Source organism: Thermobifida sp. (genome assembly GCF_017577275.1).
Classification (GTDB): Bacteria; Actinomycetota; Actinomycetes; order Streptosporangiales; family Streptosporangiaceae; genus Thermobifida; species Thermobifida fusca.
The window spans coordinates 74,888-97,587 of sequence record NZ_PITY01000023.1 but is presented as its reverse complement, the minus strand read 5'-3'; the positions used below and the strand labels follow the sequence as shown (position 1 = coordinate 97,587).

General features: G+C 67.1%; 19 protein-coding genes. 5 read left to right on the top strand and 14 right to left on the bottom strand.

Annotated features, from left to right (window positions below; genetic code table 11):
- Entirely contained in the window at positions 1–954 is a 954-nt protein-coding gene (locus CW348_RS11535; RefSeq protein WP_011292877.1) for a LysR family transcriptional regulator, read from the bottom strand.
- 79 nt (positions 955–1,033) lie between these two features.
- Here CW348_RS11535 and CW348_RS11530 point away from each other — a divergent pair, with 79 nt between their 5' ends.
- Genes CW348_RS11530 through CW348_RS11520 form a run of 3 tightly spaced genes read left to right on the top strand, consistent with a single transcriptional unit; the run spans position 1,034 to position 4,434 of the window.
- Positions 1,034–1,750 (top strand): succinate dehydrogenase cytochrome b subunit, encoded by a 717-nt coding sequence (locus tag CW348_RS11530; RefSeq protein WP_011292876.1) that lies wholly within the window; start codon positions 1,034–1,036, stop codon positions 1,748–1,750.
- The gene (locus tag CW348_RS11525; protein WP_011292875.1) at positions 1,751–3,691 is read left to right on the top strand and encodes a fumarate reductase/succinate dehydrogenase flavoprotein subunit; all 1,941 of its coding nucleotides are present in this window, start codon (positions 1,751–1,753) and stop codon (positions 3,689–3,691) included. It abuts the gene before it with no gap.
- Positions 3,688–4,434 carry a succinate dehydrogenase/fumarate reductase iron-sulfur subunit gene (locus CW348_RS11520; protein ID WP_011292874.1) on the top strand — a complete coding sequence of 249 codons (747 nt, stop codon included), beginning with the start codon at positions 3,688–3,690 and terminating at the stop codon, positions 4,432–4,434. Before CW348_RS11525 ends, CW348_RS11520 begins: the two co-directional genes overlap by 4 nt.
- 99 nt (positions 4,435–4,533) lie before the next feature.
- Here CW348_RS11520 and CW348_RS11515 read toward each other — a convergent pair whose 3' ends face one another.
- From CW348_RS11515 to CW348_RS11465, 11 genes are all read right to left on the bottom strand, one after another.
- Positions 4,534–7,389 carry a DEAD/DEAH box helicase family protein gene (locus CW348_RS11515; RefSeq protein ID WP_104612802.1) on the bottom strand — a complete coding sequence of 952 codons (2,856 nt, stop codon included), beginning with the start codon at positions 7,387–7,389 and terminating at the stop codon, positions 4,534–4,536.
- A gap of 126 nt (positions 7,390–7,515) precedes the next feature.
- On the bottom strand, positions 7,516–8,178 hold the full coding sequence (locus tag CW348_RS11510; protein WP_016189143.1) for a TrmH family RNA methyltransferase: 663 nt from the start codon (positions 8,176–8,178) through the stop codon (positions 7,516–7,518).
- A 247-nt stretch (positions 8,179–8,425) separates the two neighbouring features.
- Positions 8,426–9,385 carry an oxygenase MpaB family protein gene (locus CW348_RS11505; protein ID WP_016189142.1) on the bottom strand — a complete coding sequence of 320 codons (960 nt, stop codon included), beginning with the start codon at positions 9,383–9,385 and terminating at the stop codon, positions 8,426–8,428.
- Positions 9,386–9,557: 172 nt separating this feature from the next.
- Positions 9,558–10,145 (bottom strand): ATP/GTP-binding protein, encoded by a 588-nt coding sequence (locus CW348_RS11500; RefSeq protein WP_011292870.1) that lies wholly within the window; start codon positions 10,143–10,145, stop codon positions 9,558–9,560.
- Positions 10,126–10,503 carry a DUF742 domain-containing protein gene (locus tag CW348_RS11495; protein WP_011292869.1) on the bottom strand — a complete coding sequence of 126 codons (378 nt, stop codon included), beginning with the start codon at positions 10,501–10,503 and terminating at the stop codon, positions 10,126–10,128. Before CW348_RS11495 ends, CW348_RS11500 begins: the two co-directional genes overlap by 20 nt.
- Before the next feature lie 12 nt (positions 10,504–10,515).
- The gene (locus CW348_RS11490) at positions 10,516–10,956 is read right to left on the bottom strand and encodes a roadblock/LC7 domain-containing protein (protein WP_011292868.1); all 441 of its coding nucleotides are present in this window, start codon (positions 10,954–10,956) and stop codon (positions 10,516–10,518) included.
- Positions 10,953–13,463, bottom strand: coding sequence for a sensor histidine kinase (locus tag CW348_RS11485; protein ID WP_104613125.1), 2,511 nt, complete (start codon positions 13,461–13,463; stop codon positions 10,953–10,955). The genes CW348_RS11490 and CW348_RS11485 overlap by 4 nt, the downstream gene beginning before the upstream one ends.
- Positions 13,464–13,732: 269 nt before the next feature.
- On the bottom strand, positions 13,733–14,128 hold the full coding sequence (locus tag CW348_RS11480; protein ID WP_011292866.1) for a DUF3592 domain-containing protein: 396 nt from the start codon (positions 14,126–14,128) through the stop codon (positions 13,733–13,735).
- A 43-nt stretch (positions 14,129–14,171) separates the two neighbouring features.
- The gene (locus tag CW348_RS11475) at positions 14,172–14,834 is read right to left on the bottom strand and encodes a hypothetical protein (protein ID WP_011292865.1); all 663 of its coding nucleotides are present in this window, start codon (positions 14,832–14,834) and stop codon (positions 14,172–14,174) included.
- Positions 14,835–14,860: 26 nt separating this feature from the next.
- Positions 14,861–16,690, bottom strand: coding sequence for a VWA domain-containing protein (locus CW348_RS11470; RefSeq protein WP_011292864.1), 1,830 nt, complete (start codon positions 16,688–16,690; stop codon positions 14,861–14,863).
- Between the two features lie 193 nt (positions 16,691–16,883).
- Positions 16,884–18,323, bottom strand: a complete 1,440-nt coding sequence (locus CW348_RS11465; RefSeq protein WP_016189138.1) for a GuaB1 family IMP dehydrogenase-related protein — start codon at positions 18,321–18,323, stop codon at positions 16,884–16,886.
- A 231-nt stretch (positions 18,324–18,554) separates the two neighbouring features.
- On the opposite strand from CW348_RS11465, the gene CW348_RS11460 reads away from it, so the two are divergent.
- On the top strand, positions 18,555–19,526 hold the full coding sequence (locus tag CW348_RS11460; protein WP_011292862.1) for a CDP-alcohol phosphatidyltransferase family protein: 972 nt from the start codon (positions 18,555–18,557) through the stop codon (positions 19,524–19,526).
- 232 nt (positions 19,527–19,758) lie between these two features.
- On the opposite strand, the gene CW348_RS11455 is transcribed toward CW348_RS11460, so the two are convergent.
- Both CW348_RS11455 and CW348_RS11450 read right to left on the bottom strand, forming a co-directional pair.
- A complete protein-coding gene (locus tag CW348_RS11455; RefSeq protein ID WP_016189137.1) occupies positions 19,759–20,001 on the bottom strand; it encodes a hypothetical protein in 243 nt (80 codons plus the stop codon).
- Between the two features lie 218 nt (positions 20,002–20,219).
- Positions 20,220–20,357 carry a hypothetical protein gene (locus CW348_RS11450; protein WP_016189136.1) on the bottom strand — a complete coding sequence of 46 codons (138 nt, stop codon included), beginning with the start codon at positions 20,355–20,357 and terminating at the stop codon, positions 20,220–20,222.
- A gap of 550 nt (positions 20,358–20,907) precedes the next feature.
- On the opposite strand from CW348_RS11450, the gene CW348_RS11445 reads away from it, so the two are divergent.
- Positions 20,908–22,656 carry an amidohydrolase gene (locus CW348_RS11445; protein WP_276527022.1) on the top strand — a complete coding sequence of 583 codons (1,749 nt, stop codon included), beginning with the start codon at positions 20,908–20,910 and terminating at the stop codon, positions 22,654–22,656.
- Positions 22,657–22,700: the final 44 nt, after the last annotated feature.

Sequence of the window (22,700 nt, the reverse complement as noted above, 5' to 3'; positions counted from 1 at the left end):
TCAGATCCGCTTGAGTTTCTCGGTTGGGGCGATGACTTCGAGGTCTTCGCCGAGCTCGGCTTTGGTGAGGGTGCCGAGGTAGGACATGAGCACCCGCCAGAAGGCCCGCGCGGTCCGGGAGAGGGCGACGTCTTTGCGGTGGGCGAGCGCGATGGTGCGGAGTAGTCGCGGCTCGGCGAGCGGGGTGCCGCGCAGTCCGGGACGGTTCCGCAGCACCATGCTGGGCACGACCGCCAGCCCCAGGCCGGCTTCGACGAACCGCAGCACCGCGTCCATCTCACCGCCTTCCACGGCCAGGCGGGGTTCGAAGCCCGCGGCCCGGCAGGCGCTGAGTGTCGTCTCCCGCACGTCGTAGCCGCGCCGGAACATCACCAGTGGCTGGTCCCGCAGGTCGGTGATCCGCATTGCCCCGCCGTTGGTGGGCGGGGGCTGAGATATCGGGCTGGCGACGACCAGACTCTCCCGCAGGATCGGCACGGTCACGAACGCCGGATCGCTGCTGTGCAGGGGCAGGATGATCAGGGCGAGGTCGAGTTCGCCACCGCCGAGGGCGCGGATGAGGTCGCGGGAGCCGCCCTCTTCCACGTGCAGTTCGATTCCCGGGTAGCGTTCGTGGAATCGGACGAGGGCGTCGGCGAGCAGCCCAGCGCACAGGGACGGGGTGGCGCCGAGGCGCACCCAGCCGCGGCGCATGCCCGCGAGTTCCTGGATCTCCCGGCGTGCCGTCTCCACGTCGGCGAGGATGCGCTGGGCGAGCGGCAGCAGGATTTCTCCCGCCGGAGTGAGTGTGATATTTCCCCGGGCGCGCACGAAGAGCGGCGCGCCGAGTTCTTCTTCGAGGGCCTTGATCTGCTTGCTCAGACTGGGTTGCGCGACTCGGGAAAGCTCAGCTGCCCGGGTGAAATGTCGGGTTTCGGCCACTGCGAGGAAGTAGGCCAATTGCTGGAGCTGCATAGTCCATAGCCTAAAGCTATGGTCACGAGCGTTCTGATGACTTAGACGAACCTGTTAAGAAAGATCTAAAGTTCACAACGTGGCGAACAGTACCCTGACGAAGCAGCGATCGGCAGCATTCAGATCGACGGTGGCGCTCAAGGCCGCGATGGCGATCACCGGTGCGATCCTGGTGCTGTTCCTGATCGCGCACATGTACGGCAACCTGATGATCTTCGGGGGGCAGGAGGCCTTCGACGAGTACTCCCACCACCTGAGAGTGCTCGGCGCTCCGATGCTCCCGACCAACGGCTTCCTGTGGATTATGCGCGTCGTCCTCCTGGCGAGCGTCCTCATCCACATGTACGCGGCCTTCACCCTGTGGAACCGGGCGCGGCAGGCGACCGCAGGCAAGGGATCACGGCGCTACCACAGCAAGAAGAACCGGACCGGAGTGCAGCGCACCTACGCGTCCTTCACCATGCGCTGGGGCGGCGTGGTCATCGCGCTTTTCGTGCTCTACCACCTGCTCCACCTCACCACCAACCACATTGCTCCGGGTGGGGCCTCCGACAGCCCGTACGAGCGGGTCGTCAACGGCTTCCAGATCTGGTGGGTGGTGCTGACCTACTTCATCTCGATGCTGGCGGTCGGCTTCCACCTGCGGCACGGGCTGTGGAGCGCAGTGCAGACCCTCGGTAAGAACAAGGCGCGGCGTCAGCGTGCCATCAACGCCGTTGCGACTGCCGTCGCCGTGGCCATCACGGTCGGGTTCCTCATTCCCCCGTTCTCCGTTCTCTTTGGGCTGGTGGGCTAGATGACCGAGCTTTACACCGAGGGCGCTCCGATCCGCGACGAGAAGGCCCCGGACGGGCCGATCGCGGAGCGCTGGGACAAGCGCCGCTTCTCCGCACGACTGGTGAACCCAGCGAACCGGCGCAAGCTCTCGATCATCATCGTGGGTACCGGTCTGGCTGGCGCCTCCGCGGCGGCCACCCTGGGCGAGGCCGGGTACAACATCAAGTCGTTCTGCTACCAGGACAGCCCGCGGCGCGCGCACAGCATTGCCGCGCAGGGCGGCATCAACGCGGCGAAGAACTACCGCAACGACGGGGACAGCATCTACCGGCTGTTCTACGACACCGTCAAAGGCGGCGACTACCGGGCCCGCGAATCCAACGTCTACCGGCTGGCCCAGGTCAGCGTCGAGATCATCGACCAGTGCGTGGCCCAGGGCGTGCCTTTCGCCCGCGAATACGGCGGTCTGCTCGACAACCGCTCCTTCGGCGGTGTGCAGGTCTCCCGCACCTTCTACGCCCGCGGCCAGACGGGGCAGCAGCTGCTGCTCGGTGCCTACCAGGCGCTGGAACGGCAGGTCGCGGCGGGCACGGTGGAGATGTACACCCGCCACGAGATGCTGGACCTCATCGTCGTCGACGGCCGGGCGCGCGGCATCATCGTGCGCGACATGGTCACCGGTGAGATCGAGACCCACTTCGCGGACGCGGTCGTCCTCGCCACCGGTGGCTACGGCAACGTGTTCTTCCTGTCCACCAACGCGATGGGCAGCAACGTCACGGCGATCTGGCGGGCCCACCGCAAGGGCGCGTTCTTCGCCAACCCCTGCTTCACGCAGATCCACCCGACGTGCATCCCGGTCAGCGGCACCTACCAGTCCAAGCTGACCCTGATGAGCGAGTCGCTCCGCAACGACGGCCGGATCTGGGTGCCGAAGAAGAAGGGTGACACGCGCGACCCGCGGGACATCCCCGAAGAGGAGCGCGACTACTACCTGGAGCGCATGTACCCGGCCTTCGGCAACCTGGTGCCGCGCGACATCGCTTCGCGGGCCGCCAAGCGGGTCTGCGACGAAGGACGCGGGGTCGGCCCCGGCGGCCTGGGCGTCTACCTGGACTTCGCTGACGCCATCAAGCGGATGGGGCGCGACGCGGTCGAAGCCAAGTACGGCAACCTGTTCGACATGTACGAGCGCATCACCGGGGAGAACCCGTACGAGGTCCCCATGCGGATCTACCCGGCGGTGCACTACACCATGGGCGGACTGTGGGTCGACTACGACCTGCAGAGCACCATCCCCGGCCTGTTCGTGATCGGTGAGGCCAACTTCTCCGATCACGGCGCCAACCGGCTGGGCGCCAGCGCGCTCATGCAGGGCCTGGCCGACGGCTACTTCGTGCTGCCCAACACCATCAACGACTACCTGGCCGACGGACCCTTCGAGAAGATCGACGAGAACCACCCGGAGGTCAAGGAGGCAGTCGAGGGCGTGCGCGCCCGCCTCGAGAAGCTGCTGTCCATCAACGGCAGCCGCACCGTGGACTCCTTCCACCGCGAGCTCGGCAAGATCATGTGGGACTACTGCGGTATGGAGCGCACGGAGGAAGGGCTGCGCAAGGCGATCACGCTCATCCGCGAGCTGCGGGACGAGTTCTGGCGTGACGTCAAGGTCACCGGCGTCAACGAAGAACTCAACCAGACCCTGGAGCGGGCTCACCGAGTCGCCGACTTCATGGAACTGGCGGAACTGATGTGCATCGACGCGCTGCACCGCCGCGAGTCCTGCGGTGGCCACTTCCGCGCCGAAAGCCAGACCGAAGACGGCGAGGCGCTGCGTCATGACGACGAGTTCGCCTATGTCGCAGCGTGGGAGTTCACCGGCGTGGGTGAACCGCCCGTGCTGCACAAGGAAGCCCTGGAATACGAGTACGTCGAGATGAAGCAGCGGAGCTACAAGTGAGAATCACCCTGCGTGTGTGGCGTCAGAAGAGCAGGGACGACGAAGGCCGGATGGTCACCTACGAGCTCGATGACGTCAACGAGAACATGTCCTTCCTGGAGATGCTCGACGTCCTCAACGAGAAGCTCACGCTCCAGGGCGAGGACCCGATCGCGTTCGACCACGACTGCCGGGAAGGCATCTGCGGCGCGTGCGGCGTGGTGATCAACGGTGTCGCCCACGGCCCCGAAGTGACGACCACCTGCCAGCTGCACATGCGCAGTTTCAAGGACGGCGACGTCATCGAGGTCGAGCCGTGGCGGGCCAAGGCGTTCCCGGTGATCAAGGACCTGGTGGTCGACCGGAGCGCGTTCGACCGCATCATCCAGGCGGGCGGTTACATCAGCGCGCCCACCGGCACGGCCCCGGACGCGCACTCCGTCCCGGTGCCCAAGGCTGACGCGGACCGCGCGTTCGACGCCGCCACCTGCATCGGCTGCGGCGCTTGCGTGGCGGCCTGCCCCAACGCCTCGGCGATGCTGTTCACCGCAGCCAAGATCACCCACCTGGGCATGCTCCCGCAGGGACAGCCCGAGCGGGCCTCCCGCGTGGTGAAGATGGTCAACCAGCACGACGAGGAAGGCTTCGGCGGCTGCACCAACATCGGCGAATGTGCAGCGGTCTGCCCGAAGGGCATCCCGTTGGACACGATCTCCCAGCTCAACAACGACCTGTTGAGTGCGCTGGCCTCCGGAAAGCTGTAACAGGCTTTCTTCGGCTTCAGACAGCGGGCCCGCCCTCCCCTGGGGAAGGGCGGGCCCGCCCGCATGAAGGCAGCGGACCCGCTCCTTCGACTGGGAAGCTCACAGCCAGGTGAACCGGGACTCTGTCTCCGACGGGTACGGGTCCGTGGCGTAGTAGGTGTGCAGCAGCCGGGACCCCGCCGGGCTCGCGGTGTAGATGGGCTCCCCGGCGGACAGCCACCGGTTCCACGCCCGCGCAAACGCTTCCACTCCCCGCCGGTCGCGGCCCAGCAGTGCCGGCACCGCGTGGAACACCGCGGGGTTCTCCGGGGCTTTGCCGAGCAGCCAGTCCATCCCCATCCGCTGGGCCTGCGCTGCATCGGCGGGAGGCTCGATCCGGTAGCGGTTGATGATGTAGCGGGGCTGGCCTACCAGCGGTGAGATCACCTCGTCCAAGGCCGTGCTGAAGGCTTTGGCTTCGGCAGGCCCGGCGCCGGTGAACGTGAGCCGGAACGTGCCGTCCGTGTCGATGTCCAACCGCAGGCCTTCCGCGCCCACCGGGGAATACCCCGCCGCATGCATCGCATCCGCAATGGCGTAACCGAACCGGAGAATGTCAGGCTCCCCAGAAGCGATCTCGAAAAGCTGGGCGGCCCGCCGGATCCGCGGCCGCCGGGCCAGCAGCCGGTAGGCGCAGACCCCGCCGGCCACCGCTCCTGCCACGGCCAGGCCGGCCGACGGCGGAAGGCCGAACGCGGTCACCACCAGCAGGACCGCGGCCGCGACCACGGGAACAGACAGCACGATCTTCCACAGCGGGGACACCGCCAACTGTTCAGCAGTGTCCACCCCCGCCCGGCCCGGCACGGCGGGCGGCGGTTGCGGGGACTGGCCTGCCGGGCGGGGCGCCAGCACTCCCCGATACTGCTGCGGCCGGACCCGGACCGTGGCCAGCAGTTCGTCCGTGTAGGGGGAGCCGATCCGCCACCGCTCCCGGGTATCCTCTCGGTCTTCGGCGCGCCGCAGCATCCGCTCGTTGATGTCCGCGAACTGGTCCACCGGCGGCGGCGCATACGGGGAGAGCGCCGGGTCGACGTGCGCGACCCCGCTCATCACTTCCCCGTCAGCAGCCGCTCCCAGGTAGCCTTCGTGCTTGCGGACGAACCGCTCCCAGTCCGCGCTCCCCTTGGGGTGGGTGTCGCTGACACACACCACTGTCCAGGTGTGCGCGGTCTTCTCCGGCCACTCCGGGTCAAGGCGCAGCGCACGGCCGCGCCCTTGAACCACCGAGGTGGGGGTGGTGGCGGTCGTCAAGTCCACGATCGTGTTGACCCGGGGAGTGTCCCAGCCTTCGCCGAGCAGTCCGAGCGTGCCCACTAGGACTTGGCAGCGGCCCTCTTCGAAGTATTCGGTGACCAGTCGGGCCCAGGTCCGGGACGTCCAGCGGCCTTCGATCCGCACCAGGGAGCCGCGGGACCCCGTATCCACACAGGTCAAGTTGAGGGCGGGGCGGCGCTCCTTGACGAACGCGATGAAATCGTCCGCGGTGTCCGGGGCCGCGGCCACGGTGCGGTTGGTCACCAGCATGGGATGCAGGGCGCTGGTGCGCTCGTCTGTGGCCAACAGCTCCAACTGCAGCCACGCCGACCCAGCTTGGTCGTCGAGCACGTCGCGCAACTGCGGTGAAGGGCGCACACTGGCCCGTTCGTGGTCGCACAGCACCAGGGCCCGCAGCCGCGAACCCAAGAACGCGGACTCAGCTGCGATGATCTGCACAGTGCTCTGCGATTTCGCGGAGCTCCGAGCCAGCACCCGGTCCACGGGGGAACGGCCGCCGCGGATGCCGTGCCGGGTCAGTGTGTATCCGATCGCCCGCAGCGCGGTGCGAATCCGCTCCCACGCTTGCGTGTCCCGGTCGTCGGCGGCCCGCTCCGGGGCGACGAGCTCTTTGCCCTGGTGGGGGGCCAGACAGTTGAGGACGTAGTCGCTGATCAGCACCATCCAGTCGTCAGCCGTGGGGGCGCTGCGGTGCCGCTCCAGGAGACGGGCGCCGGGCGGCAGCATGAACAGCCCGGCATGGTGCAGACGCAGGGCTGCGTCGGTGAGTTCCGGTTCCTGCGCGGCCAGTTGCGCCCAGCTCGCCTGCTCCCCCGTGTCGGTGACACGCTCGCAGAACCTGCGGCGCAGCCAGGTCACGAAGTCGGTGCTGGCAAAACCGGGGGAGAACAGGTCGGTGCAGAGTTCCGTGAACCGCAGTCCTTGCTCGGCGATGTAGTCCTGTTCGGCGGGTGTGGGTTCGGTGATCCAGACGAGTTCCGCGAAGGGGGCGAGGTAGCCGTCGCGGACCAGGGCGGGAATGGAAGCCCCGCGGATCGGGGCGCCGAACATGCGCCGAACCAGTACGGCCTCACTGTCCGTTAGGGTCTCCCACGGGGTGCCGGTGAGGCCGAGGACGTGGGCGTTCGGGAGTTCCCGCAGCACGTCGGCGAGCAGCCGCCCCCACATCTGCAGGAGGTGGTGGCACTCGTCGAGGATGACGGTGACCGGCCCCGCCGCACGCAGGGCTTCGAGCAGGGCGCTGCCGTTGCCGTGCAGCCGACCCAGGGGAGGCAGTTCATTTCCCTCTTCGTCGGTCTCCGCATCCGGGTCGAACACGGCTAGCGACTGGTAGGTCAGCACGGTGACGTCGTGGTCGAGGGAGCGCCGGGTTCCCGCAGTACACCCGTCGGGGCGGTCGAACTTCCGCCACAGGGCGAGCCACTGGTTTTGGACCGCGGTGTTGGGGACGAACACCACCGTGCGGTGGCCAAGCCGCCGCGCCGCTTCCAATCCGACGAGAGTCTTGCCCGCTCCGGGAGGCAGCACCACCCACGCACGCCGTTCCCCCGACGCCCAACGGGCATCCAACGCTTCCAGCGCGTGCCGCTGGTACGACCGAAATCCACCCGGCCAGCGGGCCGATGCGACTCTGCTCATCATGGTGTGCGCGGTGTGGTGCCCCAGGCCGTCAAGCCAGGGAGAGAACGCGGCCTCCTCTCTCCTCGTCAGGGAACGCGGCGAGCAGCGGCACGGGGCCGTCAAGTACCGCGCGGGGATGGGATGTCACACGGACTGGTGGAACACATGGGCGCGGATCCAAGCGTGCATGGCCACCGCAGCGGCCGCACCAGCGTTGATGGACCGTGTGGAGCCGAACTGGGCGATGGAGAGCACCGAAACGCAGACTTTGCGGACTTCTTCCGACAGGCCGGGTCCCTCCTGGCCGAAGACGAGAACGCATTCGCGGGGCAGGGGATAGGTCTCCAACGGGACCGAGCCTGGAAGGTTGTCGATCCCGATCAGCGGAAGGTCGTGGGCTTCCGCCCATGCCACCAGGGAAGCCGTGTCGGGGTGGTGGTGGATGTGCTGGTAGCGGTCGGTCACCATCGCGCCGCGCCGGTTCCAGCGGCGGCGCCCCACAATGTGGACGGCACGGGCAGCGAAAGCGTTCGCGGTGCGGACCACGGACCCGATGTTGAAGTCGTGCTCCCAGTTTTCGATGGCCACATGGAATGGGTGGCGCCGGCGGTCGAGGTCAGCGACGATCGCTTCCCGCCGCCAGTAGCGGTACCGGTCCACCACGTTCCGGCGGTCGCCGTTTTTGAGCAGTTCCGGGTCGTAGTGATCGCCTTCGGGCCAGGGACCTTCCCACGGACCTACACCCACCTCGGTCCGGTCGGGGGGAGGGGGACTGTCGGAGGATGGGGGAACGACCTGTTCACTCACGCGGTTCAGCTTAGGCCCCACAGCAGCAGTCACGCTATTGAGGTGTCGGTGCTCGATCCCTGGAGGACGCGGGGCGGCAGCCCGGCAGCAGACTCCGTCTGCGGCAGCCCTCTCCTGCACGGGTGGATGCCGCAGCTCGTTCGGGAGAAAAGGTCACCATAGGCTCTCTTCCTATTGGGGACATCCCTACCAGAGTCGCACAAGACCGCCGTCTGCCGCCCGACCGCTTCCGGCCATAAGGTTCAGACTATGCGCGCGCGTCCTGCCCCTGCGGGGCCAGTTCCTGCCCGGGAGCGGGGATGCGGGCACCCGTCTCGGGGATCTCAATGGTGACCATGTCGTGCGGCACCGGGCATCCCTTGGGGAACGTGCCGATCCGCCGCGGATCGTAGCCGTTGGGGTAGCTCTTGATCTTCGGGTTGTTCTCGATGCGGTAGGGCTCCACCCGCGGGGGCATGAACCGGACGATCTTGGCCCGCAGCCGCATCGCCAGGTGCGCGGCGGTGCGCCAGAACCGTGACGGCGGGTCGTAGCGGAACGCTTGGATGAGCCGGTCGTCCAGCAGAGCCATGGTGAACTTCCGGAAGACCGGCTGCTGCCAGCGGGGGACGGTATCGACCATCAGCCGCAGCGTGGCATCGGAGACAGCCCGGCCTCCTTCGCTGTACCCGAAGTGGGCGATCTCGTAGGAGTCGAACAGCTCGTAGAACTCGTCGTAGGTTTCAGGGATCTCTTTGATCCCCATGTGCTTGCCGAGCAGCCGGTAGTAGTTGGTGTTGGCGGTGATCTCGTGCTCGGTGAGCCGACGCCAGCCGTAGCCCAGGTCGTTGATCCAGCGCACCGGCATGACGACGAAAGTGCTGAGCACGTAGAGGTAGTCGTCGTTGCTGATGTCGTAGGAGCGGTGCATCTGGTTCATGCGCCGCAGCGCATCGCGCCCCCGTCCCGGTTCGAAACCGTGCCGCATGATCTCGGTGAGGATGAGGGCGGTGTCGTCGGAGCGGCGCTGGGTGCGGTCGAGGAATTCTCGGGTCTCTGCGAGCAGTTGCCCGATGCTCGGTACGGCGTAGGTGCGGTAGAGGGCCAGGCTCAACGCCTGCTCGATGTCCCAAGGAAACTCGTGCGTGGTGAGGATTTCCGTGATCCGACGGCAGTCGGCTTCGGCGTCAAGCCGGTGGATCTCGGTATACCAGTCGAAGCGTTTCACGGGGGGTGTCTCCAGGGCGGTTGTGTACCGTCTCCGGGGGCTGTTCCAAAGCCCCGCGGCACATCAACCCTTCTTCATACCCCTAAAAAACTTGTATGAACCAGCTCAAAATGTGAAAAAAGCAACGGATGGGGTGCGGGTGGTCGCTGATGCGATCAGCGACCACCAAGCATCACACCGTGCTGGCCGCCCTGGACTGGAGGTGCTGGATCAGCGTGATCAGCACTTCTTTGCACGACTCGCGCACCCGCGCGTCACACAGCAGCACGGGGATCTGCGGATCGAGGCTCAGGGCGTCGCGGACCTCCTCCGGCTGGTATACGGCGGCCCCGTCGAAGCAGTTCACCGCGACCACAAACGGGATACCGCGCCGTTCGAAGAAGTCCACCGAGGGAAAACACGTCTCCAACCGCCGGGTGTCGGCAAGCACCACCGCACCCAGCGCCCCGGCAGCCAGCTCGTTCCACATAAACCAGAACCGCTCCTGACCCGGGGTACCGAACAGGTACAACACCAGCTCAGGGCTGATGGTGATCCGACCGAAGTCCAGCGCCACCGTGGTGGTCGTCTTGTTCTCCACGCCGGACAGGTCGTCCACCCCCAGACTGGCCTCGGTCATCACCTCCTCGGTGCTCAGCGGGGTGATCTCACTAATCGAGCCGACCATCGTGGTCTTCCCCGCGCCGAACCCGCCCGCGATGAGAACCTTGAGCGCCGCGGGGAGCAGTGTTGGACCGCGATCAGAGTCGTTGGATGCCATCGAGTACCGCCTGAAGGACGTCCCGGCCGACCACCGGGTGCTGGATCGTGTACGGGGCGCGGGCCAGCATGTAGCCGCGCGCGATCAGGTCTCCCATCAGCACTTTGACCACGGCCACCGGGATGTCGAGGCGTGCCGCGACCTCTGCCACTGATAAGGGGCGCTGGCAAAGGTCGAGGATGGCAAGCTGTTCCGGCTCCAAGGACAGCTCGTCCACCTCGCCGCGGGCCGAGATGACCACACTGATCATGTCCAGTTGGACCGTGTTGGTTGCCTCACGGCCCTCAGTCATCACGTAAGGCCTGACCGGAGAGCCGGGACCGTCGGAAGCCTTGTCCGGCGTGCGCCGATCGGACATGGTTGCTCTCCGCTATCGCGTGGAGGCCGCGGTCGTCTGACCGTGGGCTGGTGACTCTGCGGTGCTTCGGGGGGAGGACTCCAGGAACCGGCCGACCTGTTCCACCAGGACGTTCATCTCGTAGGCGATGAGCCCCACATCGGACCCTTCCCCAGCGAGCACTGCCAGGCAGGCGCCGCTGCCCGCCCCGGTGACGAACAGGTAGGCGTGCTCCATCTCCACGACGGTCTGCAGCACTCGGCCGCCCTTGAACTGGCGTCCGGTGCCTTGCGCAAGGCTCTGGAATGCTGAGGCGATCGCGGAGAGGTGTTCGGCGTCCTCCGTGGTGATGTCCTTGGACTTCCCGATGGGAAGCCCGTCGGCGGACAGCACGATCGCGTGCTGGGCACCGACCGCGCGCTCCACGAGTTCGTCGAGCAGCCAGTCCAGATCACGGGGTGCGTTGTCGGTCACTGTGCATCCTTCTCGGTGTCGTTCAGCAGCTTCTTACCGTCCTCGCGTCCTTTGCGGGTGCCCTGTTGGAATGCGGTCAGGGTCTGCCGGAGACGCGTTGGACGTTCCATGTCATTGGTGGATGGCCCTGTCTCAGGGGAAGAAGCCGTTTCTTCAGTCGGGTCGTCGCACAACTGGGGGACGAGATTCACTTGGGGGATGCGACGCGGCAGCGGAGGACGGCCCTCCGTGGCGGCGGGCTGCGGACGCTGCGGCGCGTCAGCCGGAGAGGAACCGGAAGGGGCAGGAGGAGTGGGGCGGCGGGCCGCGCCCTCGGTGGCCAGTTCAGGGAACGTGCTCACCCCAGGAATCCGCCGGGGCAACCTCGGCGGCTGGGCGGGCGCCTGGGAGGACGAGGGGGTGGTGAGCATGTCCCCGTCGCTTTCGGAAGCCTCCTCGGACGGGGCACCGGTGGGCGACGCAGCCGGCAGGGCCGGGGTGCGCACCCCGCGCTGCGGCAGCCCGCTGCCCGTCTCTCCGCCGTCCGTGTTGGCGCCGCGGAGGGGGGAGGGCTGCTCGTCGACGATCAGGTTTGCCGGCAGCAGCACGATCGCCAGTACACCCCCGTAGGGGGAGGTGCGCAACTGCACCTTGATGTGGTGCCGCCGCGCCAGGTGGGAGACCACGAACAGGCCCAGCCGCGTCTTCTCGTTGAGACGCATCACGTCGAACTCGGGCGGATCGGCCAGCATCGCGTTGGCCGACTCGAGCTCGTCGTCCTTCATGCCCAGGCCGCGGTCTTCGATCTCGATCGTCACCCCGTTGGGCACCCGGTCCGCGCGCAAGTGGACCTTGGTGTGCGGCGGGGAGAAGGTGGTCGCGTTGTCGACCAGCTCGGCGACGAGGTGGATGACGTCAGCGACCGCGTTGCCCTGCACGGAGACCGGGGCGATCCGCTGCCGTTTGACCCGGGAGTAGTCACCGCACTCCGAGATCGCACCGCGCAGCACGTCGATGAGCGGCAGCGGGTGGTGCCAGGTGCGTCCAGGGTTCTGGCCGCCGAGAATGAGCAGGTTTTCTGCGTTCCGCCGGGCCCGGGTGGCGAGGTGGTCCAGTTTGAACAGGTCGGTGAGCTGCTCCGGGTCCTCCTGTTCGCGTTCGAGCTTGTCCAGGATGCGCAACTGGCGGTGGACCAGGGTCTGGCTGCGGTGGGCGATGTTGAGGAACACGCGGTTGACACCCTGGCGCAGTTGCGCCTGCCGGACCGCGGCTTCGACCGCCGTGCGCTGGGCGGCGGTGAAGGCACGGCTCACCTCGCCGATCTCGTCCTCGGACTCGCTCAGCGGCAGGATCTCGGCTTCGACCTCCACCTCGGAGTCGAGCGGCTCGTTCTTCTTCAAACGGTCCATCAGCGCAGGCAGGCGCTTGTCCGCCAGCTCCTGGGTCTGGTCGCGCAACTGTACGAGACGGTCGACGAGCCGTTGCGACGACCGGGTGGAGTAGACCAGCACGGTCGCGGTGAGCGCGGCAACCCCGAGCGAGCCGAGCACCGCGATGAGCAGAGACTGGTTGGCGTCCGAGCGCTGCACCTGCGCACCCCAGGTCGCCTGGCTGGCCCCGATCTCGGTGAGGGCGTCCTTCACCGGCAGGTAGGCGGACCGCCATTCGGCTTCGTCCACCGGCAGGCTCAAATCTTCGACCTCTTGCCCGGTGTAGGGGTCGAACTCCGTGGTGATCATCCGGTTGGCGATCTCGTGGATGAGTTCGTGCAGGTGGACGTACTCTTCGTTGTCCCGCAGGGACGCGAGCATGTTCGTGGGCTCGGGGCCAAGATAGTCGTCGACCGCTTCCAGCATGGATTCGTATGCGCCGACCTGCGCCACGAACTCGTGCTGGTCGTCCATGGAGAACTCGCCGGTGGCGAAGCCGCGGGAGAGTTTCGCGTCGGCCCGGGCGAGCGCGTCGACGACACGGAACATGGAGACAGCGCTGACCGAAGGTCCGACGACCTCCGGGCTGGGAACGGACCGGGCCTGCTCGTCGAAGAGGTCGGCACCCGCCATGACCAGGTCGTTGTAATACTCCTCGACCTCTTCACGGTCGATGTTTCCCTGGTCGACCCGGGCACGCAGTTCGCCGATTTCCTTGAACTTTTCGTCCAGGTAGGTGATGCGTTTCTGGACTTTCTCGGGGGACAATGACAAAAGGCCGCGGAATTCGTCGAGGATATTGCCCATGCGCTGGTCGACGTCTGCGCGGACGTCGAGGAGGGTCTCCCGGGTCTCTCGGGGGCGGTCCAGGTAGGCCATGGTCACCGAACGCTCATCCATGACCGCGGTCAGTGCCAGGGCCGAGGGGAGAAGGAGACGGTCGTTGGCCTGGACGTAGGCGTACTGCACCACCGTCCCGTAGGCCAGGTAGACGCTACCGATCAACCACAGGACGACCAACGCCGAGACCGGAGCGAGGACAATTCTGCGGAGGCGGGTCTTGATCAGGGGAGCCCGCTTCTTCTTGGCTGCCTGCACTGCTCTCCTAGAGGACCGGGGCCGCTGAGCACACATGGGGAAAAGGCCGACGGATACTGTGACAGCGATGACGGCCGGAGCCGAGGGCCACCCCCTGTGCGAGAGAGGGCGGCGCGGTGTGCTGAAGCGCGTAAGCGGTCAAAGGGTAAGGAAACCAGCAAGGATCGTACCGCGTTCGGCTAACTCCATGGTGATCATTCCGGACGAAAACCGAAGAACCGGATGAGATGCCATTGCGGTGGGATCTTAGAGCCGAGCCGTCGGCGCGGTTATCCCCAGGTGAGGAAACCGAGGAAACAGCCGATCAGAAGAATGCCTGAGGCCACGGTCAGGAAAAGTGTGCGGGGCCACAGGCTCAACCACGGGGCAGCGACGACTCGAGCCCGCTGCGGGTTATCCGGATCGTAGGAGACGGTGACGGGATCACCGTAGCGGGCAGCCGACCAGGAGGAGTTGTCGTGCAGAGCCAGGACCTCCTCCCCTTCTTCGGTGCGGAACCGCACGATCATCCGCGAGGTGCTGTTGGTTTCGGCATAGCCGACGATCGTGCCTTCGGCTCGCTCGCCGCGTCGCCCCAGCAGCCACGCGGCGACGATGTCCCGTACCAGCCACACGAGGGAGCACAGGCCGATTCCGATAGGCAGGAGAGGGTAGTAGCGATCCATCGATCGTGGTCCGAAAGCTCGGTCGGATGGCTATGGGCTGCGGTCAGTTCGCCGGCGCCTGCGGGGTGCGCGGAGGCTCCGGCCCCAAGATCTCCGTGACCATGCTCTCACCAATGTCCACGCCGTAGCCGATGTTTTCCAAATCGGTAGCAAGCCGGTCCAGGGCGGCCACATCGGGAGCGGCCCCAGGGGAGGCCGTAGCCAAGAATCGGGGGACCGCGGCCTCCAAGTCCCGGGTCGCCGCGTACATGCGGCGCCGTATCTCGGCGTGGCGGGACTCCACATAGCGTGCCCGTCCCCGGGAGTGCGGATGCTGTGCCAGGTTGTGGACCAGCGCGGACAGCTCCTGGCTGCGGCGGACGAGGTGGTCAATGGACGCGGCGATCTCACCGGCCCGCCAGACGATGCGGGAAACCCGGTCCCCCAGCGGCCCTTCCAGGAACGGTGCGGCCACGTCCTGCAGGGAGGCGGCGGCCGCGTGCGCGCGGCGGGCGCAGCCGGCGTCGACCGCCACCGGGTCGGCGGGCAGCTCCGTCTCGGACGGGGCGGTGGGGAACAGGAAGCCGAACACGAGCACCGCGGTCAACCAGATGATCACGGCGATCACGAAGGCTGCCCAGACGGGGAGGGTCACCGCCCAGGCCAGCCCGCCCGCCACCGCGCCGCACAGGAGGCACCACGGGTTGGCGAACTTCCGTAGCTGCATTCTCTGTTCCCCTCCGAATCCCGCCGCTAGAAGTTGGAGATCACTGCTTCGAACACCTCGTCGATGCTCTGGGGGTCGGAGGCGTCGTAGGCCGCGGCGTTGGTAGCTTCCGCGATCTGAGTCATCGTCTTCAGGTCCGCGTCCTCGCCGTAGCTGATGGTGAAGATCCGCACCCCCTGCTGCCCGGGTTCCGGGGTGATGCTGTCGAGGAGCTTCTCCAGGCTGATGCCGTTGAGATCTTCGTTCTTCCCGTCGGTGAGGAACACAACCGCGTTGATGGCGTCCGGCCGGCTGTGCTCGGCGACGAGCGTGTGCGCGGCCAGCGCGGTGTCGTAGAGGCCGGTACCGCCCCCTGGCGGCAGGTTGGAGATCCGCTCCGCGAGCTCCTCCCGGCGGGGTGTCCCGTTGACCGAGGCGCCGAGCGGGCCGAGGGGCACGAGCTCCCGCCAGTCCTGCCCGTTGTCCTCCAGGTCGGTGCTGAACATCCACAGCCCCACGCGGTCGCTGTCAGAGAACTCGTCGAGGGACGTGATAGCGGCCTCCTTGGCGAGCTCCAGGCGGGTGCTTCCCGTGCCCGGGACCGATTCCTGCATCGAGCCGGACGTGTCGATGACGAGGAGGACGTTGGCGGGCTTGCGGAGCTCAGCCCAGTTCTCCAGCATCGCGTTGAGCACGTTCGCCGACGGCAGGGAGAGCTCGACCGGCTCTGCGGGCAGCACCCCGTTCTCCTCGGTCAACAGGTCCCCGGTGCGCCCGTCGTGCCCCCGGAACGCGTTGTCCAGGAACACCTGCTGCGCCTCGTCGCTGAGGAGGTAGTCCAGGAAAGCCGCCGCAGCGGCGCGCTTCGGCTCGTCCGCCCAGTCCAGGACCACGTAGGGGTGGTCCGACATCAGGGTGCCCTCTTTGGGGTAGACCGCGACGAGCGGCACGTTCGGCGGTTCGGCGTCTTCCGCGGTTGCCGGGTCGCCGCTGGGGTTGCCCTGGTTGTAGTGCACCACCGACATCTCCTCCACCGCCACCGCGGAGACGTAGGTGAGCCCTTGCCCTTCCGCGTCGGCGCGGCGCAGGTTGGCCAGGAACGTCATGGTGATGTCGCCGTAGTGGACGATGGAGCGCTCCACAGCGCTGACGAACGCGCGGGTCTGGCTGGAGTTGATGTCGTCGACGGTGAGGTCGGAGGCCATACCCGTGCCCGCGAAGTAGGTGCCGACGGTGGCGTTGAGCCCGGACGTGGAGTAGTTGGGGTTGGTCTTGCCCATGCGGAACTCGCCCCACTCGGGGTGGCCGACCGATCCCCATCCTGCTTCGCTGTCCGCAAGGTCGTGCAGGTCTACCCAGCCGAGCTCCTTGTCCGGCCAGCCGAGCGCTTCAGCCATCGGCCGGGGCATGGCGATGACGAGGGGGGAGTTGGCGATCGAGGGGGTCTCTTCCGGGATGAGTGAGGCGCGGTCCTGTTCGGTGACCCGCTGCCGGGTGATCTCCACCCAGCCGGAGCTTGCCGGCGACCACACATCGGGGCGGGGGCCGTACTCCTCTTCGTCCCATTCCCCGGCGGCGAGGGCGTCCATGGTCATCCCGGAAGACTGTTCGACGATGGAGACTTCCACGCAGCCTTCGTCGATCCGGGTGCCGCTGTAGTCCTCGGCGAGCTGCCGCATCACCCCGGCTTTCTCCGGTGAGGACGCCACGGTCAGGGAGATGGCGTCCCCAAGGCATCCGAACTGGGCGAGCGAGGGCAGTTTCGCTCCGGTCGCCACCCACCGCACAAGGGCGATGACGAGGACCGCGACAACGGCGACGATGAGAAAGGGAAGGAACCGTCGATGCCGTGGTGGAGAAGAAGCCTGGTAGACCACTGAATCCCGTCCTTGGTGCCGCTCCGCAGGTGTCCCCCGAGATGTAAGCCCCCGATGCTTTAGAGGCAGCGTAGGCAGAACAGGTTGCACCAAGAACAAAAAAGTATTTTTGTAATGAAAGTGCCGTTTGTCGGATTTGGGGCGGTGATGTGGTGCAGCCCCTGAGCACCCAGGAGCCGCACCCCAGCCCTGGTCACCAGCCGTGCAGCACCGGCTTGCCCTCGTTGTACCCGGCGACGCTCTGGACTCCGATCACCGCGCGCTCGTGGAACTCCGCCAAGTTCGCCGCGCCAGCGTAGGTCATCGCGCTGCGTACCCCCGCCACGATCATGTCGATCAGGTCTTCGACGCTGGGGCGCTCCGGGTCCAGGTACATCCGCCCAGAAGAGATGCCCTCCTCGAACAGGGCTTTACGCGCCCGCTCGAACGGCGAATCGTCCGCGGTGCGCAGCCGGACCGCGCGGGCCGAGGCCATGCCGAAGCTCTCCTTGTACAACCGTCCCTCCGAGTCCCGCAGCACATCCCCGGGAGACTCGTAGGTCCCGGCGAACCAGGAGCCGATCATCACATTGCTCGCCCCGGCGGCCAGCGCGAGCGCCACGTCACGCGGGTGCCGGATTCCCCCGTCAGCCCAGACCCACTTGCCGAGTTCCCGGGCGGCGGCAGCGCACTCCACCACGGCGGAGAACTGGGGACGGCCCACCCCCGTCATCATGCGGGTGGTGCACATCGCCCCCGGCCCCACCCCGACTTTGACGATGTCGGCGCCGGCCTCGACGAGGTCGCGCACCCCTTCAGCGGTCACCACGTTGCCCGCCACCACCGGCACCTGCGGGTCCAGGGCCCGCACCTGGCGGAGCACCTCGAGCATCTTCTCCTGGTGGCCGTGCGCAGTGTCCACAACCAGGGTGTCCACCCCGGCCTCCAGGAGTTTCGCTGCCCGGCCCGCCACATCGCCGTTGATGCCCACGGCGGCGGCGACACGCAGCCGTCCTTGCGCGTCCACGGCGGGCCGGTAGAGGGTGGCGCGGAGCGCCCCGGTGCGGGTCAGCACCCCGACCAGAGCCCCGTTGCTGTCGACCACGGGGGCCAGGCGGTGCCGGGAGTCGTGCAGGATGGCGAACGCCTCCTGCGGGTCGGTGCCCGCGGCGAGGGTGAGCAACTCGGTGGACATCACCTCGTGCAACTGGGTGAAGCGGTCCACCCCCACACAGTCCGCCTCGGTGACGACACCGATGGGACGGCGTTCCTCGTCGACGACGATGACCGCGTTGTGCGCCCGCTTAGGCAAGAGGTTGAGCGCGTGGCCGACCGTCTCCGTCGGCGCCAGAGTGATCGGCGTATCGTGCACCAGATCACGGGTTTTTGTCCACTGGATCACATCCGCTACCACATCGGTAGGGATGTCCTGGGGTAGGACGACCAGACCACCGCGGCGTGCCACGGTTTCGGCCATGCGGCGACCGGCAACCGCTGTCATGTTCGCCACTACGATAGGAATAGTCGTACCTGTACCATCATGCGATGTCAGGTCAACGTTCATCCGGGAACCTACAGATGAACGTTGGGGAACCATGAACACATCGCCGTAGGTCAGGTCGTGGGTGGGCACCTGGTCGTTGAGAAAGCGCACGTCCACCTCGATTTCGATGTTGGGCGGCCTTGGTGAAAGACGCGACCCTGTTCCCACGTCACGCCTCTCACTTTTTTCAGATTATGGTTCGCCAACCGTCATCCCGGCAGAGCGGTGACCATCGGATCTCCCGTCCCACCACTCCGCCCGGGAAAACGTGTCCTCGCATTCTCCGGGGGCGTCCACCCGATGTGGAGTCTCTCCACCCCGTTACAGGAGTAACACAAGACGATGACAGCCTTCACGCTTGCTGAAATCCAGGAGCGCACGTACAAGAAACGTGATGCCTGGTGGACGGTGTTCCTGGTCGATCCGCTCGCCGGACGGCTGGTCGTCTGGACTGCCAACCACACCTCCATCACCCCTAACCAGCTCACCTTCGGAGCCGGACTCCTGGGTTTGGGGGCGGCGGCGTGCTTCACTCAGGCGACATGGCCCTGGCTGGTGGCTGGAGCGCTGCTGTTCCACCTCAGCTTCGTGCTCGACTGCATGGACGGCAAGATCGCGCGCCTCAAAGGCACCGGTACGGTGTTCGGGGCCTGGGTCGACTTCGTCTTCGACCGCATCCGGTTCTTCGCCTGCATGATGGCCCTGCTCCTCGGCCAGTGGGTCCACACCGGAGAGATCGCCTACCTGCTGCTCGCGCCGCTGCTCACCTTCTTCGACCTGCTGCGCTACCTCAACGGCACGCAGATCGCCAAGACCCGGCGCACCATGCGGCGGCGGTTGAACGCGCTGCTCGGCCAGCAGAACGACCAGCCTGAGCAGAGCGAGAACGAGCCGGGGGCCGCCGAAGACGCGGAGAGCACTGAGACCGAGACGACCGTCTTCCCCCAGCACCAGCAGCCCAAGGACGACAAAAAAGAGGGCGTGGTCTCCTCGATGGCGCCCGTGTTCACGAGGTTCAGCACCTACCAGCGCCTGCGGGAAGCGCTGCTGCGCCACCGGGTCCGTCCGCACCTGTTCAGCGGGATCGAATTCGAGATGTTCGTGTGCATCGTGGCACCTTTGACCGCTCTCGTCTCGCTGTTCACCCCGTGGCCGCACTTCATCATTCCCGTCTCTGTCTTCGCTGGCGCCGCGCTGATGCTCTTCGAGGCCGTGCTGGTGGTCAAGCTGTGGCTGGACACCCGGGTCTTCGAAGCCGGCATCCGGCAGCTGACCGCTGCTGCCGAGGCCGAGGCCAACGCCGCCGCCAGCTGACCCCGACAGGTTTCCTGGTCCGGAAGGGCCCTCACCGGCCTCTCCGGACCGTTGAGCCGCTGGACCGCTCCACCGCACGGGAGCGCTCCGCAGCAGACGGCCGCAAGAGCCACGAGGCGTCCGGTTCGACGAGCGGGCGCACCACCGCCCTGACCCACGGCAGGCAGAGGACAAAGGCCAGCGCCAGCCCTGGGCCGGTATTGACCGCCATCCCAGAGCCCTGTCGGCCAGCTCATCCCGGCCGAAGGGCCAGCGTCAGGGCGAGAGCCGCCAGCATGCAGCCGGACCGGCTCAGCAGTCCGAGCCCCAACGGGTCGATACCGCGGTCGACCAGGCTCGACCGCCAGGAGAACCACGCACAGTCCACGTAGTGCGCCGCAGGCACGGCCGCCACCAGCGAGACGACGACCGTGAGCGCGGACAAGTGCCTCGGCTGCAGCAGGGCGAGCACGAAGAACGGCAGTAGACTCAGCATCCGCCCCAGGCCAAGTACGTCCCCCAACTCCGCGAAGCCACGGCGACAGAGACCCCTACCGCTGTGGTGAGCGGCCACCGCAGCCGCTGCCCCGCGGGAACACGCAACCGCCAGCCAGACAGGGCCACCAGGAACCGCAGGGGCCACGCCGGCTCCAGTGGGCCGTCGGAAATCTCGGGCCCACCACGAGCGCCCAAAGCACGTGCCCTCCCAGAAGATCAGGTAGGGGAAGCCAGCCCGAGCACCAGTTTTTCCACTCGCCGCGGAGAAGCGTCGAACCGCTGCGGCAGGTAGCCGCTGATCAGGATGGACGCGGGCCTGCAGAACGCGTAGACCCGCGTGGAGACCGCGTTCACCAAGGGGTTCCCCAGATCGGATCGATCGCGGGGCCGAACACCATCAAAGCGACGAGGGGGAATTTCGCATTCTCCAACCGGGAATCGCGTTGCTGGCGTGCTGCGGCAGGTACGGCAGTCGTAGGAAAGAAGGGCGTTGGGACCACACGCTCTCCGAGAGAACGATCACCAACGGAGGCTGCGGGAGAAAGCGGTTCGACAGCACAGCACTTGTTGTGACAGACAGTAATCCCGAGAGAATTCTGGGAGAAGGATAAGAGGACTCTCAGGAAAGCCCGGCGAGAAAAGCTGGAGAGATGGGCTGCTGGGACACGGTCTTCCCCACCCGGCTCCCCTCGACTCCAGGAGCGGAGCACCGGAGCGCGCACGTCCGCCGGCCCGGGAAGCGTGTTGAGATTCCCGACGTGGGCGGCAACAATCGTTGCGGGTCGCGTGCGTTCCGCCGGGCCCGACCACGGTCCGTTCCATCGAACCGACATAACGAAGGCGGTGGCAAGTAGTGCCGCAGGCGGTCGATCCACGACGTGTCACGGAACACGGCAGCGAGGTCATGCGACTCGTCGACGAGATTTTCCCCCTCGTCGAGGGTTTCTACGTTGACCTGCACCGAAACCCTGAATTGTCGCATCAGGAGCACCGCACCTCCCAAGCCGTGGCCGAATGGCTGTCCCGGGCGGGGTACGAAGTCACGACCGGGATCGGCGGTACCGGGGTCGTCGGGATCCTCCGCAACGGTGAAGGACCGACCGTGCTGCTCCGCTGCGCTATGGACGCCCTGCCCCTCGCAGAGCAGACCGGTCTGCCCTACGCCAGTACCGCCCGCGGGACGACGGCCGACGGCCAAGAAACGCCGATCATGCACGCCGCCGGCCACGACGCGCACACCGCCTGCCTGGTCGGGACAGCAGACCTGCTGTCCAGTTCACGGAAACACTGGAGCGGCACCCTGATGGTCGTCGCACAGCCCGGCCAGGAGACCCTGGACGGCGCCGAGGCCATGCTCGCTGACGGCCTCTACGAACGCTTCGGGCGCCCCGACATCGTCCTCACCCAGCGGGTCGGCCCCCAACCCGCCGGAATGATCGCCCACCGGGCCGGGGTCATCCTCGGCATGTCCACCACCGTGGGAGTGCGGATCTTCGGCAGCCCGGGCCACGGCGGATTCCAGCCGCAGACCGGTGTCGACCCCGTGGTCATCGCCGCATCCATCATCACACGCCTGCAGACCATCGTCGCGCGCGAAGTCAACCCCAGTGAGATGGCGGTCCTCACCACGGGAGTGGTGCGCGCCGGAACCAAAGCCGACCTCGTCCCCGACGAGGCGTACCTGGAAATCAACACGCGCTGCCTCAACGAGCGGGTAGCCGACCGGATTTACGCGGCCATCGAACGCGTAGTCAAAGCCGAAGCCGCTGCCTCGGCAGCCCCCCGCGAACCCGAGGTCACCGAGATCCGCAGGACCAGCCTGATCCGCAACCACGCGCAGCACACCCGCGCGGTGTCCTCCGCCCACCGGGCCTACTTCGGCGACGCCTATGTGATCGACCTGCCGGAACCTTTCGCGGTTGGCGACGACTTCGGTGCGTTCGGGCTCCCTGATGACCCTGAACCCGTGCCATACGTCATGTGGCTCCTCGGCTCCACCCCGCACGACGTGTGGTCCGCCGCCCCCGGAGCCACCCCCTTCGACAAACTCGCGTCAGTGCCGGGCTCCCACTCCTCCCAATTCGCCCCCGATCGCGAAGCCACCCTGCGCGCCGGAATCGCCGCACTCACGATCGGTGCCCTCACCTATCTGGGCCGCACCTCTGGACCGGGACGGGCCACCTCCGGCCTGGCGCAGATCGCCAGTTCCCGGATCACGGAGGACGAGTCGACGCAGAGCGCGGACATGGAGGCGCTGCTCGCGGACGATGATGAGGGGGAGTCGACGCAGAGCGCGGACATGGAGGCGCTGCTCGCGGACGATGATGAGGGGGAGTCGACGCAGAGCGCGGACATGGAGGCGCTGCTCGCGGACGATGATGAGGGGGAGTCGACGCAGAGCGCGGACATGGAAGCGCTGCTCGCCGACGATGAAGGGGAGACCACGCAACGGGCCAACATGGCGGAACTCCTGAACGATCCTCCCCCGCCCCCACGAGGCCCCACGCAGGGACCCCAGACCGGCCCCGCACCTTCCTTCCGCCCGCCCTCCGGTCCCCCGCTCGCCGCTCCGCCCCCCATGGGGCCGCCGGTTGATGCCCCGCCCCCGCCGGAGACCCCGCCCCACTCAGACGAACCTCCGTACCGCTACTGACCCCGGGTGGTGCGCCTCCTGACCAGCGAGGCCACCACCACGCA